Below are 15,614 nucleotides of genomic sequence, written 5' to 3'. Positions count from 1 at the left end.
TGCTTTAACCCTTAACTGCCCCGGCAATAATGCTTTTTTGGACTTGATTACTTAGGAACAAGTAGATAATGATCATGGGTAGTGTAGCCACAACCATTCCTGCGAACATAGGTCCAAATTCTGTGGCATAGGCACTTTTAAACGAATTGATGGCGACGGTAATTGTTGCTAAGTCAGGATCATTAATGAATGTATTGGCAAACATCAGTTCGTTCCAAGCGGATAAAAAAGTAAAGATGGAAGTGGTTACGATAGCCGGCTTTACAAGCGGAAGCATAATACGGAAAAAAACCTGATAAATATTGCAGCCGTCTACAACGCTGGCTTCTTCCAACTCCCCTGGCAGCGCTCTAAAGAAACCAATCATGATAAAGATTGTAGTAGGAAGTGCACTAACGGTATAAGGAATGATTAAGGCCCAAGGCGTATTCAGCAAGCTTGTCATTTTTAACATCTGAAAGACAGGTAGCAGCGTAGCATGAACGGGGATCATCAATCCCAGCATGAAGAAAGTAAGCACCACATTATTAAGCTTCCACTTCATTCTTGCGACAGCAAAAGAAACCATTGCCGATAACAGAGCAGAAATAATGACAGTTACCGTTGTATACATAAGGCTGTTCAAAAAGTTACGTGCGATATTCGCCTTAAAAAGTGCGTAGTCGTAGTTCGCCCACCGCCACTCATTAGGCAAGCCCATCACATTTGAGCCTGTAATTTCTATGTTTGTTTTAAAGGAGGAAAATACAAGCCACACGAGCGGATACAGTTGAATAACTGCGAAGATTAGAAACGCAATCTGCAAAACAACCTTTGGCCAGCGGCGGTTATGTGTTGTTGTCATTAGCTCTCCTCCTTATCATCGTAGGTTCTGATCAGTTTTTGTAGAACTAAGTAGAAAAAGAGACATTCCACAACCATAAACACGGCCATCGCGCTGCCGTACCCATACATATTGCGATTAAAAATCGACGAATACATCAATGTACTTGGAACACTAGTTTCCGGTGTAGGGTAGCCATTGGTCATAATGAAGACTAAATCGAAAAACTTCAATGATCCCAAAACAGCAAATATGACGCATACCTTCAGGATCGGTGAAATAAGTGGAATAGTGATAGAGAAGGCGGTTCTTATACTTGATGCTCCGTCAATTTTTGCAGCCTCGTACAAATCTTCAGGAATCCCTTTGATGGCAGCGTACATTAGAAGCATATGGTAGCCGATATATTGCCAAACGATTGGAATCATAACACTCATTAGTGCAGTTCCGCTTTCCGTTAACCAATCATGTGTCCAGGAGGACAAGCCTAGTTGATTGAGTATCGTATTCAGCAAGCCATATTCAGGCTGATAGATTTTCAGAAACATAACCCCGATGACAGAGGAGGATACCAAGACTGGAATGAAATACAAAGTACGATACAGCTTTTCACCCCACACCCCTCTGGCAAGAACCAGTGCGAGCACCAGAGCTATCGGAAGTTGCATGAAAACAGAAAGAACTGCCAGATACAACGTATTAAGTATCGAATGATTAAAATCCATGCCGTACGTATCTGCAAAAAATAAATCCTTATAAGAAGCTAAACCAATAAATTTAGCCGGTTGTATCCCATCCCAGTCCAGCAGACTGTAATACATAGACTGAAGGATCGGGAAAAAACCAACAAGAATGTATAAAATCAAAGCAGGAACAACAAATACGGCGATAGCCTTTTTGTTTCCGAATACTTGATGCATGCTTCACTCCACCTTAAATCGATCAGGCGGCGAACAATTCTCGCCGCCTGACGCAGATTATTGTCCTTGATTAACCTTGCTCTGTAGTTCTTTCGTGTAGTCTTCAGGTGTTGTTTTTCCGGCGACGAATTTCATCAGCGAACCGAACATAGATTCAGTGTCATTACCATTCAGCATTTGATCCCACCAGTAGGAGAAACCAGTTGCTGATGAGGACAATTCACCAATTTGCAGAGCCAGTGGATTCATTTGAGAAGTGTCACCTACATCAACTTTCCATGCTGAGGAGCCTGAACCAGCCAGAAATACTTCTTTAGACATGGTCTCAATAAAGAACTTGTATACTTCCCATATTCTTTCCTTGTTTTTCAGATCGGCATTGAGCACGAATGTTTCACCCGAACCTCCGAACCACTCGTCAGCATTTCCTTTCCCCCCTGGAATGGTTGGAAATTTAATCGGTACCACTTTACCTTTGACCAGAGAGTTATCATCTTCAATCTGTCCGTTGACCCAAGCGCCCATGAACATCATAGCTGCTTTGCCTGATAGGAACATATTTGTCGCGTCATCATAAGAAGTTCCAACAAAATGTTTGCCGAAGGAGTCCGCATCAATCAATTGTTTGTATTTCGCAGCAGCTTCTGTGAATTCAGCTGTGGCGAATGATCCTGTTTTCGTTAAAGCGGCATTTACAGCATCCACGCCTGCCATCCGGATGGCTAGAATCGCGTTCCATTGCATTGCCGGCCATCTGTCTTTAGCCCCAAGTGCAATCGGCTGAATGCCTTTTGCTTTTAGTGCTTCAATCGCAGCAACAAGCTCATCCCATGTTTCCGGAATTTTCGCTCCTGCTTGCTCAAATAGTTCTTTATTGACGTACATTTGAGCAGTAGCTATATTGATCGGCAGACCGTAAAGCTTGCTGTCGAAGATGAAATTATCTGTCGTACCTGGTACAATTTGGTCCAGCGTTCCATCTTTTGCGAGATCATCAATGGACAAAATCCGGTTCCCCGCTATAAATGGCTCAGAGAATCCGCCACCCCAGGTGTAAAAAATGTCGGGCAGCTCATTGGCGGCTGAAGCCGCTTTCACTTTTGTTTTATAAGATTCGCCCCCAACACCCACATGCTCGATTTCAACATTAGGAAATTTAGCCTGGGTTGCTTCAAGTGCTTTATAAAAACCAACAAACCCGCCGTCTTTAGAATTTGGATCCGCGAATTGGGACCACATAGTAATCTTGAGCTTCTCTTCCGCCGCAGGTTTTTTTTCCGTTTTGCCTGCGTTTGCATTAGCCTCAGAATTCACGTTATTCCCGTTGTTCCCACCACAAGCAGTGATAAGCATGGACATAGCCATCAACACTGTTAGAGTTAGGTTAATCCTTTTTTTGTTGACTTTTTTCATTCTTTTTCGCCCCCCATTTTTATATTGCTTACAGGACTAATTATATAAATCAATTTATCGAGTGAACATGAAAGCGTTTTACTTAATGATGTATTCTCTTTACATTAGACATTTTTCTTTATTAGCTACACATAAAGAAGACCTCTGATTTCTTCAGAAGTCTTTTTTTCATTCATATCAAAACTTAGGGAATGAACACCTCTATATAGCTGAGTGGCTTAGGTTCTATCTCCTCTCTTCTCTATTATCAGAAGTTATCTCATGAATCTGAAACATATGTATGAACTCATCGATGATCGCTTCCGTAGCTTTTAGTTCACCACTAATGACTTGTTTTGCCGATTCAATCTCTGACTCTTTTAGCTGCTGCTGCAACGCCGAACGATTAATCATTAGCTTGTCCAAAAATGCGATAGCCCTAGCACGACGAAAGGTCTGAGCGCTTTTGTGAGGATGCTCCGAACCCTCCTTGACTCCATTTATATTCATTTCTCCATGCTCTCCGTATTCTCGATGCTCGTTATAACCGTGCTTATCTATGTGTCCTTCGCACATAATTATTCCCTCCTCTAATTCCACTTACAAATCCATAACCCATTAATAAGACCGGGCAAGATGGAAGCCGTCTGACTCCTTATCCCAAGTAATGTGTATACCATCTTCACTATATATTCACAACCGGCTTTAGATCTCCCTGAGATGAGTTATTAATTATAGCATTGGATAGATCCATAGTTACAGGATAGGGTGCAAGAAGAAACGGTTTGAATTGTGCTTTCCATCTACGCTTTATCCGATCGTCTCTTAATTCTATTTCTCCCCCTGGAATTGCAACCATAGGATAGTCCAAATAGCCCTCAATTTCGGTCGACACTCTAGCTGCCTCCTAACTATAATTTTAATCATGTATTGACGGGTATACAGAATAGAACTATAATCTATACAATTCCTAGAAACATACTATGAATTACAAAAAAAATAAGAAACATTAAATCATCCTTAGTTTGTCCACAAGAAGGAGTGTAAACACATGCCAAATGTTCAAACTTTCAAAGCAACTGCTCATTTGCAAGACGGCGTAAAGGTCGTTACTAACGCAAGACAATTCGAGCTGGTCATCGATGAACCGACAAGTCTAGGGGGCACGGATACAGGAATGAATCCTGTTGAAGCTTTGCTCGCTTCTTTGGGTGCCTGCCAATCCATTGTAGCTCGGGTCTACGCCTCTAAATTTGAGGTGGAGCTTGAAGATTTCAGAGTAGATGTGGAAGGTGACTTGGATCTCGACGGATTCTTCAACCGCTCTGAAGTACGTCCTGGCTATTCCGATATTCGGTATACATTCTACATAAAGACTCCATCCCCTGCTGAGAAGGTCGAACAGTTCGTACAATTTCTGGAGAGCAAATGCCCTGTAGGTGACACCATTGCTGCTCCGGTTAATCTCAAGCTAAATCGTATTGTGATTGAAAATTAACCTTTTAATAATGCTAAAAGAGCTGCAAAGTTGCGTAAAAGCGACTAAGCAGCTCTTTTTCATGTCCTGTTCTCCGACTTCATATAATGTTAAAAATGATGCCTTCGGAGGAACCCAAAAAATGACGGATATACTAAGTAAAGTAGATGAAGAAATCGAACGTTTGTCAACGTTCTTGCTACAACAGCAGAAGGATGACGGCTCATGGCATTTTTGTTTTGAGAACGGGATTGTGATCGATGCTTATATGATCATTCTCTTTAGGGTGTTGAACCTGCAGAATGAAACGCTCATTCGGCAGCTACATGATCGCATTCTTGATGCACAACAGCGAGAGGGTTGCTGGCAGTTATATAAGGACGAAGAAGCTGGGAACTTATCCACATCAGTCGAAGCTTATTATGCCCTGCTCTATTCTGGATACAGTAAGATAACAGACGAGCCAATACTGCGGGCTAAACGTTATATACTGTCTAAAGGTGGTTTAGGCAAGGTCACAAGTATCTTAACTAGAGTCATTCTCGCCGCAACGGGTCAAAGCAAGTGGCCTTTAGCAATTTCTTCGATTCCACTGGAGGTGCTTTTGTTTCCCTCTTACTTCCCAATTAACTATTTCGAATTCTCTGGCTACTCTAGAGTACACCTCACTCCTATGCTCATTATGGCCGATCGGCGATTTTCGATCACTACAACCCATGCTCCTGATCTGTCAGATCTTATGGAGACACGATTGGATACAGATGAATCGCCTACCCGTGGATATCAGGAGATGCAGGATGTTATTCAAATGGGTTTGAGCAGATTACTCGGGAGTCCACACTACATACATGAAGCTGCCAAAAACAAAGCGGAGCAATATATGCTCCAGCGAATCGAATCCGACGGTACCTTTTACAGCTATGCCAGCAGTACAATTCTTATGGTTTTTGCCCTGCTTGCTCTCGATTATGATCAGCAGCATCCGATAATTACACAGGCCATTCGAGGTCTCACCGCACTGCAATGCCAATCAAATCATAATACTACAATTCAAAACTCTCCATCTACAATATGGGATACAGCGTTAATCTCCTATGCTTTGCAAGAGGCTCAAATTCCGGTTAATCACAAAGGAATAAAACACGCTGCTTCTTATCTTCTGGATAAACAGCATCATAAACCTGCTGATTGGAGCATCCATAATCCGGATATAGTTCCCGGTGGATGGGGATTCTCTGAGTCTAATACAATCAATCCGGACGTAGATGATACAACGGCAGCCTTGCGAGCCATCCGAAGCTTATCAACCATTCACCCTTCATATCTGGAATCATGGAATCGCGGACTGAATTGGGTCCTATCGATGCAAAATAACGACGGCGGCTGGCCGGCATTCGAAAAAAACACCAATAAAGAAATGCTCACATGGCTCGCTATCGATGGTGCTAAATCTGCAGCCATTGATCCTTCGGAAGCAGATCTTACCGGACGAACTTTGGAGTTTCTCGGAAACTTCGCTGGTTTAAACACACAACACGAGTTCATTAAACGGGGTACGAAATGGCTGCTTCAACATCAGGAGAAGGATGGGTCGTGGTATGGAAGATGGGGTGTTTGTTATATTTATGGCACTTGGGCATCATTAACAGGCCTGCAGGCTGTTGGGCTCCCTATATATCATGATACATTGCAAAAAGGAGTGAAGTGGCTTCTAAGCATTCAGAACTCGGACGGCGGTTGGGGGGAGTCTTGTCACAGCGACCGGCTACTACAATATGTTCCTTTAGGAGAAAGCACACCTTCACAAACCGCCTGGGCACTTGATGCGATTATCGCCGTTCAGCCAGAGCCAACAGCTGCGGTGGAAAAAGGACTTCAAAGACTAATCACGTCTATTCATGAAGAGGATTGGAAAACTTCTTATCCCACTGGCGCTGGTCTCCCCGGTAATTTTTATTCCAATTATCATAGTTATCACTATATCTGGCCACTACTCACACTGAGTCATTACAGAAAAAAATACGGTCAAGGATAATACTCGGTAATACTCAGTAATACTCAGTAATACTCGGTAATACTCGGTAATAACTAGCGTTGTCCTGCTCCACTTTTTAATTGTCTCCTAAAAGCTTGAATCGCACCTTATGCCGTCCTTTTTGACAAACTCTCCTTATCAGTACTTACTTAATAGTATACATCTCCATTTCAGTCGGTCCGTAAACGGGTGCGACCCAGTAATGCAACCAAATCATTCATTCAATGCCATAGGGATTGGTATATCAGCTACCCTACCCTCTCCAATAACTTGCTCCAGTACGTATTCATCTGTTCAAACTAAACTACATGTTTTCTTTCCATAAAGACCGCCTGCTATTTCTTTTAGTAAAAAACAGCAGAGCAGCGATCATCCGTTATAGGAGAATTGTTGCTTTGCTGTTATGAACCGGGGGTCGAATGCTTTTATCCGTTGCACCTACCTCTAAATCACCCAGTCTTGATCAAGCTTAGAGCTTTTCGGACTCAGAAGACGCTATTTGCTTGTTTTTAGGCTTTTGAGTTAGGTTACGGACTCCAGTGCAATTATTCCTTAAAAAGAGAGCCATTTTTGGTGTTTTTCATGGTAATAACTGCGATGGGGTCCGTTAAAATTCCAAATGTAAGCTAAATCTGCTCTTAAGCTCAGCTGTGTCCGATAGCAAATACGTGTGCGCAAAATGTTACCTAATCAATCCAATTTGCTATTTGGAGCAGCCCTTTAGAAATCACTTAGATTACTTATGAGATAGATTCCATTTTTGCATGGAGTCAATTGAGCGTAGTTAACACATAGTCAATCAGGCGCAATCTCCGATAATCAAGGATCGCTGCCTGATATTTTGGATCACTGGCGTTTTGCCTGAGCAAATTATGACTGTAACTTCTGATATCCCCACTCCGTATATTTGTAGCGCAAGATTTTAACGCAATCTGATGAAATAACTGCATTTTATACACTTAATCCATATTGCTAGGGAATAACTCCGACTTTAACTGCATTCTATACAATTAAAATCAAGAGACATCATCTAATAGGCTTTAACTCGTGAGAATAGATGTAAGAAATACAGCTATTTTCAATACACAACTGTTTTGAAAGATTATAGCTGCACAAAATACAGTTAAACATCTCGCTGCTCCCCATCCGTTACTTTCATCCGCCCCCATACGGGTACACAGAGGGTTGCATTACTCATTTTACTTTTTGGAGCATGCTACCGAAATATCCTCTTTCAAGAAACAGGTGTAATCGTTGGTGGTTTCGGTGCCCTTTCCCACGCATGGGTTACCTGCAATGTTGCTGCATAGGTGATTAACGAAACAAGCAACGCTCCGAACAGTTGAATAATCTGCCCCAGGTCCAATCGCTCCAGAATTCCGTGAGCCGCCAACCCGCTAAGCGCCATGACAATTCCTCCTGCTCCCACCTTGAATACAATACGAAAGTCAAAATAAAACCCGATCGTTCCTGCCACAGATAAAAAATTCAACAGTGTCAGCAGCAAGAGCCCCAGTCCGAATCCCATGGCCACCCCTTCGATTCCAATATTAGAACCTAGAACAAAGATCGCAATCACTTCAAAAATATTCGTAAGAATATGATTCCACATAACGGTTGATGCTTTCCCCAAACCAAGCAAAATTGCTTGCAGTGGCGCTCCGAAATAATAAAGAAAAAATAAGGGTGCTATTAACTTTAACAGCTCGCCCGCTTCTGGCGAATGATAGATCATGGTTGTTAAGGGTACAGCCCATAAGTACAGGATGATTGTACATGGGAAACCTACTATAAGCGCGGATCGCATAGCCATATCCATCCGATTATGCATAAGCTTGCTATTGTTGCTCACACTTGCTTCGCTGATCGCCGGAATTAATGCAGTCGACAACGATTGTGTGAAGAAGCTGGGGAGAAACAACATGGGAAGAGCATAACCCGCCAGAAGTCCGAATTGCTTGGTCGCCATCTCAAGACCTACACCAAACAGTACTAGACTTTTCGTAATCAGCAGTGGTAGAAAGGCATGATAGAGCGAATGAATAAAACCGCTGCCTGTCATCGGTAAGCCGATACGCAGCAAATCTCTCAACGTACTGTCTCCTTTAAGTGAAATTCTTGACGTAGGTGGTGAAAAGGTTTTGATCTTACCTCGATTTGCCCATTTGAAAACAGCGAATAAATAGAGCAAACCAAAACCTTCCCCAACAACGGAGGCAGCCATTGCACCAGCAGCCGCATAGGCAATACCGTAGGGCAACAAAACGTTGACAACACCGATAATGACAATGATTTGCGCCAGATTCTCAATAATATCGGAAAAGGCAAGTGGGTTCATGTTCTGTTTTCCACGAAAATAACCTTTCAGTACAGCAGACATCGCAATAATTGGAATGATCGGCGTAATAGCAACCATAGCATAATACGCCCGCTGATCGGCCAAAAAAATCGATGCGATCCATTTGGAGCCAAACAGAGCCACTAAAGTTAATATAATACTCAACGTACCCGTAATGCTTAAGGATACTGTGAGAATACGCTTTACTCGCGCTTCATCCTGCTTAACCTCAGCTTCCGATACAAGCTTTGAAATCGCAACAGGAAGCCCCAGCTCTGTTAGCGTAATAAATAAGGGAAGCAGTGGATGAGCAATCATAAGCAGCCCTACTCCCTCTGCTCCCAAAAAACGTGCCAGCAAGACTCCGTTCAAAAAACCAAGCCCTTTTGTGAAAAATGACGACACGGTTAATATGAACGTGCCACGAATAAAACTTTGTTTACGCATCCCCATTTATACGCATCTCCACCTATGGTTTGTCCTGTCCTTCTTTCTAACTTATTCGAACAAACACAAGTACATGCAGACAAGTATTTGTAAAGTATTAAATCAGCGATAAGCCCAACACATCTTAGCCGGTGTACCAGGCAATTTTCCTCACTTTCATTAGCTTCTGTAGCGAAATCATTTTTCATAGACCAGAGATACTTCTCTGCATCATTTATTAGTACTGTTTTTTGTATAAATTTCATCCTCCGCAATAAAAGATATATTAAGAAATAAATAGATAATTTACCAATGGCATGTTATCATTTTGAATGCGATTTCAATAGCGTTGTTATAACAGTTTTTTTACTCTTCTTCGTGAATGTCTTTTTGCAAAATCTTTGATATGATAAAAAAGAGTACAAAAGGCTTTACGGAAATCATTCACATCGTTAATAACCACTTCTAAATTTTCCAAAGATAAAGGAGAACTTCATTCATGAGTCAGAAAACAAGATTAAATAATGACTGGTTATTCAGCAAACAGCCGCTTAAGTCCACTTTAGAATCGGTGATAGCAGCTGATTCGGAGTGGATCGACGTAACCTTACCCCATGACTGGCTAATTTTTGATACACATAATCTATATGAAAGCGGAGAAGGCTGGTACCGTAAAAGCATAGTAATGGATGAGAAAGTGCCAAATAGTCGTGTCTCGCTTCGTTTTGAAGGCGTATACATGGACTCCACTCTCTATGTGAACGGCCATATCGCAGGCGTCTGGAAAAATGGATACTCCACTTTTGAAATAGATATCACGCCATACATTATTGAAGGTATCAACGAAATCTATGTTCAAGTGGTTCATGAGTCTCCTAATTCACGCTGGTATTCCGGTGCGGGCATCTATCGCAGTGTATGGCTGAAGACGTATCCGGGGACACATATTGTGCCTGATGGTATTTATATCTCTACTCACAAAAAAGAGGATTCCTGGAATGTTGAGGTAGATACCGAAGTCTTGTGCAATGATCTATTGCAAAGCGAAAAACACTACATAATTCGTCACAGTATACTGGACGCTTCAGGTATCTGTATCTCTCATGCAGAAAATGAAAGTCCAGTACAAGTCGGGTCTGCTGTATCCAGCTCTGCCCTCTTATCCGTCAATAATCCAATGCTGTGGGATATTAACCATCCTTACTGCTATTCCCTAAAAACTGAACTGCTGGAGAATGATCAGGTAATAGAAGAAGAAATCCAAACCTTCGGATTCCGTACGATGGAGTTTGACAGCCAACAAGGTTTCTTTTTGAATGGCCGAAAGGTGAAGATTCATGGCGTATGCCAACATCATGATTTGGGATGTTTGGGGGCTGCGGTGAATAAGGCAGCTCTAAAAAGACAGATTATCCTCCTGCAGGAGATGGGCGTAAACGCTATTCGTACGGCCCACAATATGCCAGCCGTTGAACTGATGGAACTAGCGGATGAGATGGGCGTGCTCATAGTTTCCGAAGCATTCGATATGTGGGAACGCAGTAAAACTCCTTTTGACTACGCCAGATTTTATCCGGATTGGTGGAAACAAGATATTGCCAGCTGGGTACGCCGGGATAGAAATCGCCCCTCCATGCTCATGTGGAGTATCGGAAATGAAATATACGACACCCATGCCGATGAACGCGGCCAAGAGTTAACCATAGAATTACGTGATCTGGTGCAGGTTCATGACCCTAAAGGAAATGCAGTGGTTACTATCGGTTCCAACTATATGCCATGGGAGAATGCACAGAAATGCGCAGATCTAGTGAAGTTCGCAGGGTATAACTATGCCGAAAAATACTATGACCAGCATCATGAGGAACATCCCGACTGGATTATTTATGGTAGTGAAACTTCGTCTACTGTACAGAGCAGAGGCATCTACCACTTCCCTTATGCTCAGTCTGTATTGTCTGACGATGATGAACAATGCTCAGCCTTAGGGAACAGTTCTACTAGCTGGGGTGCCAAAAACACAGAAGCTTGCATCATCGCAGATCGTGATGCGACCTACTCACCTGGACAATTTATTTGGACTGGATTTGACTATATTGGGGAGCCGACTCCGTACTTCACTAAAAACTCGTATTTCGGTCAACTGGATACCGCAGGATTCAAAAAGGATTCCTATTATATTTATCAAGCAGAATGGACGGATTACAAGGTCGCCCCGATGATTCATATTTTTCCGTACTGGGATTTTTCTGAAGGGCAGCTTATTGATGTGCGAGTATGCTCCAACGCACCACAAATCGAATTGTTCTTTAATGATCAATCCATGGGCACGGTTAACATTGACCATAAACATGGTAAAAAGCTGCTTGGGGAATGGCAGCTCCCCTATAGCAAAGGTACTCTCCGAGCAGTCGCTTATGATGAACACGGAGTACAGATCGCTGATGATACGGTAACTTCTTTCGGAGATTCGGCCACTGTGGTCATGAATCCTGATAAAACTCAGATGACTGCTGACGGATCGGACTTGGTATTTGTGGAGATCTCGACCCTCGATCAAGAAGGACGTCCCGTGGAGAACGCCAATAATCGTATTCAAATCTCTGTAGAAGGACCGGGGCGTCTTGTTGGTTTGGATAATGGTGACAGCACTGACTACGATTCATATAAAGGAACAAGTCGCCGGATGTTCAGCGGCAAATTGCTTGCGGTCATTGCCTCTTCATTGGAGTCAGGTACAATCGTTGTACGTGCATCTTCCCATGGCTTACAGTCTGCTGAGCTTACACTGACTTCTGAAGCACGAGAGCTAGATCATTCTAAGGACGAAGAGCTTGTACTTTATCAACACTCATCACAATCACTATCGGATGTGAGCGAGTTATCCCAAAACTATTTATCAGATGAAATTCCCGTTCGCAAGCTGGAAATCATATGCCCGCAAGGAAATCAGCTAACGAAGGACACCCGTTCACTTCCGGTTCGTGTGCAAATTCATCCAGAGAACGCAACCTATCAGGAAATTGAATGGCGAGTTACGAATGCTGCCGGTATTGACGCTAATATAGCCGTTCTTGAGGCAAATGGGCATGAAGCAGTAATTTCGGCTTTGGGAGACGGAGACGTCTATGTACGGTGTGCAACGAAAAACGGTGCAGATCAAGTGCGCCTGTATTCGCTTATGGAATTCCATATTCGAGATATGGGAGCTGCCTTTTTGAATCCTTATGAGTTTGTTTCCGCTGGTTATCATAGCAATACGAGCCGGAACTTAACAAATGGGAATGAACGCGGAGTGGCTACTGCAAGAGAAGGAGAAAGCTGGATCTGTTTTGACAACATCGATTTCGGTGATTATGGAGCTACTGAACTTACCCTTCCTATCTTCGCGCTAGATAACGATAAATATACGATTGATATATGGAAAGGTACACCGGATGCTCCAAACGCAGCTCTGCTGACACAGGTAACCTATCAAAAACCATCCATATGGAATGTATATCAAGAGGAGACCTACCCATTACCTGAGCGAATAAAAGGTGTCACCACCCTTTGTTTTGTTCTTCATAAAAAGATTCATCTCAAGGGCTTTCAGTTTAACAAGCCTTTAAAAGCGTACGAACAACTTAACGTTCTAGAATACAATCAGATTTATGGGGATTCCTTTACGCTGGCAGATGGACAAATCAAAAATATTGGTAACAACGTCTCTCTCATCTTTAAAGATATGGACTTCGGTCATACTGGAAGCACTAAACTAACCTTATGCGGGCATTCGCCTATCGATAAAAATACTCTGCATATTCTATTTAGCGGACCAGAGGGTGAAAAGAGACAGCTTGTGGAGTTTACACAGTCAAGTGATTATTGCGAAAGAGAATTTGTATTGGAGCGCATAACCGGTCCGCAAACCGTCACCTTTATATTTCTACCGGGGAGCCAGTTTGATTTTAAGTGGTTCCAGTTCCAAGCAGAGTAAGGTATTTTCAACTTTAAACTAGATGGATAGCTTTATTACAGAACAAATCCCCTGCGCATTTGTCACGGTTCAATAAGGATGTTTTCGGCTTTTGAGATTTGCCGTAGGATTATCATGTCCTACGGCTTTTTTCTTGTTTTAAACCTTTTATCAGACATTGCTTTTGAAATTCATCCTTAATTTGCAGACTCTTTTCTTTCGAGAGATTTCTTCCTGTTACATTTAGCTTCATACTATTTAACCCTATTACATTTTAGCGTTCATATTTCTGCCTTTAATATAAGTTTACACACCCTTTATTTTTTGTTTATACCTCGGACTGTATGTTTCTGTCAAAAGAAATATAATAGATCTAAGGAGGTGTTATGCATAGATTATATAACGACAAAGGAATCAGCGAAAAAATGGGAAATACTTGCCTTGTTCCAATTGACGCTAAAAACCCGGCTAACGGACGATATAGTTGCAGTAAAGTAAAGGACGGTGCAAATAAATGAACCAGATATTTTTGGTTGAGGACGATAAGACAATCGCTAAAAACCTTGTGCTTCTGCTCCGCTCAGAGGGATTTACAGTCTCTCATGTCCCTACGCGGAGTGAAGCCCTTACCGCGCTTGCCGGAAATAAATTTGACTTGGCGTTGATTGATATTTCTTTGCCTGATGGAAATGGCTTTGCGGTTTGCACGGAAATCAAAAAAACGCAAGATATTCCCATAATCTTTCTGACGGCTTCTGACGATGAGTCAAGTGTTGTTACCGGGCTGAACATGGGCGCGGACGACTATATCACTAAGCCTTTTCGTCCGCGTGAATTGATTGCACGAATTGGAGCCGCCTTGCGAAAAAGTGGGCGTTCCATATCTGATTTTAAAATTCACGGGCTTCATGTCGATATGGCAAGTGGCATTGTGGAGAAAAACGGTAGCGAGGTCTTTCTTTCAGCATTAGAATACCGCTTGTTGCTGATGTTTATTAGCAATTCGAAAAGTATTATCACGAGAGGCAGGCTGCTTGACGAATTGTGGGACGCTGCAGGCGAGTTTGTCAATGACAATACACTGACCGTGTACATCAAACGTTTGCGGGAGAAGATAGAGAACGATCCAGCAAGTCCGCAAATTATTCTGACTGTTCGTGGGACGGGATATAGATTGGGGAACGAGTATGCTTCGGAATAGAGAGTTTCGACATTTTGTCATTTTGTTCTCCTTAATTGCCACCTCCGCTGTGACGCTGGGATTTGCAATCAATATGGCGGCGGGAATCCTTACCACTACCTCTACCGCCGCTTTTGGCATAGCGTTTTTCGTGTTTACCAAAGCCCGATACATAAGCATTGCACGGATTTCACATCAAATCGACCTTGTGCTTCATAATGCTGACCTTCTGTACATTGAAGAGTCGGACGAGGGCGAGCTTTCTATTCTGCACAGCGAGATAACAAAAATGCTACTGCGCATTCGGGAGCAAAACGATGCGCTGAAAAAAGAAAAAGAACATCTTGCCGATTCGCTGGCCGACATAGCCCACCAACTCCGAACCCCACTCACATCAGCCAACCTCATTCTGTCTTTGTTAGAGAATAGCCCTAATGAAAACGAACGGAAAGCATTTATACGAGAAACAGAAGAATTGCTTGTGCGGATGGATTGGCTGATTACTTCTCTACTAAAATTATCTCGCTTGGACGCGGGCATTGTGGTGTTCCAAAACGAGCAGATAGATGTAAATAGCTTGATACGCTCCGCCCTTCGCCCGTTCCTAATCCCAATAGAACTGCGCTATATTGATTTGCAAATAGACGTGCCGAAAGTAGTACTTATTCAAGGCGATCCAGGTTGGATTTCGCAAGCAATTCAAAACATCCTCAAAAATTGTATAGAAAGTGCAGGCGAGCACGGGAGGATTGAGATTGATTGTACGGATAACCGGTTATTTACCGAGATTGCCATCCACGACAGCGGTGCGGGTTTTCAGAAAGAAGATTTGCACTGCTTGTTTGACAGGTTTTATCGCGGGAAAAACCCAAACGCTACAGGATACGGGATTGGATTGGCTCTCTGCAAGATGATTATAACGCGGCAAGGAGGAACGATTACCGCAAAAAACCACCCGCAAGGCGGCGCAATCTTTACCATTCGTTTCTCAAAGTGACAGATCTCTCACCTGAAAGTCACAGAGATGTAAGTTGAAGGTTCTATTATATGGGTAACCCATCAGAA

General features: G+C 42.7%; 10 protein-coding genes and 1 pseudogene. 5 read left to right on the top strand and 6 right to left on the bottom strand.

The features are described 5' to 3' along the window. Window positions 1–4 precede the first annotated feature (4 nt). The 5 genes and pseudogenes from NYE58_RS17955 to NYE58_RS17935 form a co-directional block, all read right to left on the bottom strand. Entirely contained in the window at window positions 5–844 is an 840-nt protein-coding gene (locus NYE58_RS17955) for a carbohydrate ABC transporter permease (protein ID WP_076125690.1), read from the bottom strand. Next, window positions 844–1,743 (bottom strand): carbohydrate ABC transporter permease, encoded by a 900-nt coding sequence (locus NYE58_RS17950; protein WP_341002532.1) that lies wholly within the window; start codon window positions 1,741–1,743, stop codon window positions 844–846. The genes NYE58_RS17955 and NYE58_RS17950 overlap by 1 nt, the downstream gene beginning before the upstream one ends. Before the next feature lie 57 nt (window positions 1,744–1,800). Continuing rightward, window positions 1,801–3,156, bottom strand: a complete 1,356-nt coding sequence (locus NYE58_RS17945) for an extracellular solute-binding protein (RefSeq protein ID WP_341002531.1) — start codon at window positions 3,154–3,156, stop codon at window positions 1,801–1,803. A gap of 225 nt (window positions 3,157–3,381) precedes the next feature. Continuing rightward, entirely contained in the window at window positions 3,382–3,711 is a 330-nt protein-coding gene (locus NYE58_RS17940; protein WP_341002530.1) for a hypothetical protein, read from the bottom strand. Between the two features lie 115 nt (window positions 3,712–3,826). Continuing rightward, window positions 3,827–3,994 (bottom strand): annotated as a pseudogene (locus tag NYE58_RS17935) (formylglycine-generating enzyme family protein); the annotation flags it as partial. A gap of 192 nt (window positions 3,995–4,186) precedes the next feature. Here NYE58_RS17935 and NYE58_RS17930 point away from each other — a divergent pair. Together NYE58_RS17930 and shc are read left to right on the top strand one after the other, a co-directional pair. Next, window positions 4,187–4,633: an OsmC family protein gene (locus tag NYE58_RS17930; protein WP_076125698.1), complete on the top strand. Its 447-nt coding sequence runs from the start codon at window positions 4,187–4,189 to the stop codon at window positions 4,631–4,633. 121 nt (window positions 4,634–4,754) lie between these two features. Further along, entirely contained in the window at window positions 4,755–6,647 is a 1,893-nt protein-coding gene (gene shc, locus NYE58_RS17925) for a squalene--hopene cyclase (RefSeq protein WP_341002528.1), read from the top strand. Window positions 6,648–7,881: 1,234 nt separating this feature from the next. Here shc and spoVB read toward each other — a convergent pair. Further along, window positions 7,882–9,438, bottom strand: coding sequence for a stage V sporulation protein B (gene spoVB / locus NYE58_RS17920; protein WP_341002526.1), 1,557 nt, complete (start codon window positions 9,436–9,438; stop codon window positions 7,882–7,884). Between the two features lie 472 nt (window positions 9,439–9,910). Here spoVB and NYE58_RS17915 point away from each other — a divergent pair, with 472 nt between their 5' ends. The 3 genes from NYE58_RS17915 to NYE58_RS17905 all read left to right on the top strand — a co-directional run bounded on the left by NYE58_RS17915 (window position 9,911) and on the right by NYE58_RS17905 (window position 15,546). Then, window positions 9,911–13,390 (top strand): sugar-binding domain-containing protein, encoded by a 3,480-nt coding sequence (locus tag NYE58_RS17915; RefSeq protein ID WP_341002524.1) that lies wholly within the window; start codon window positions 9,911–9,913, stop codon window positions 13,388–13,390. Between the two features lie 493 nt (window positions 13,391–13,883). After that, on the top strand, window positions 13,884–14,570 hold the full coding sequence (locus NYE58_RS17910; protein WP_341002522.1) for a response regulator transcription factor: 687 nt from the start codon (window positions 13,884–13,886) through the stop codon (window positions 14,568–14,570). Window positions 14,571–14,592: 22 nt separating this feature from the next. Continuing rightward, window positions 14,593–15,546 (top strand): sensor histidine kinase, encoded by a 954-nt coding sequence (locus NYE58_RS17905; protein WP_341002521.1) that lies wholly within the window; start codon window positions 14,593–14,595, stop codon window positions 15,544–15,546. Window positions 15,547–15,614: the final 68 nt, after the last annotated feature.

Origin of the sequence: Paenibacillus sp. FSL L8-0708 (assembly GCF_038009325.1) — a bacterium.
GTDB lineage: Bacteria > Bacillota > Bacilli > Paenibacillales > Paenibacillaceae > Paenibacillus_AQ > Paenibacillus_AQ odorifer.
This window is presented reverse-complemented; position numbering and strand designations above follow the sequence as displayed.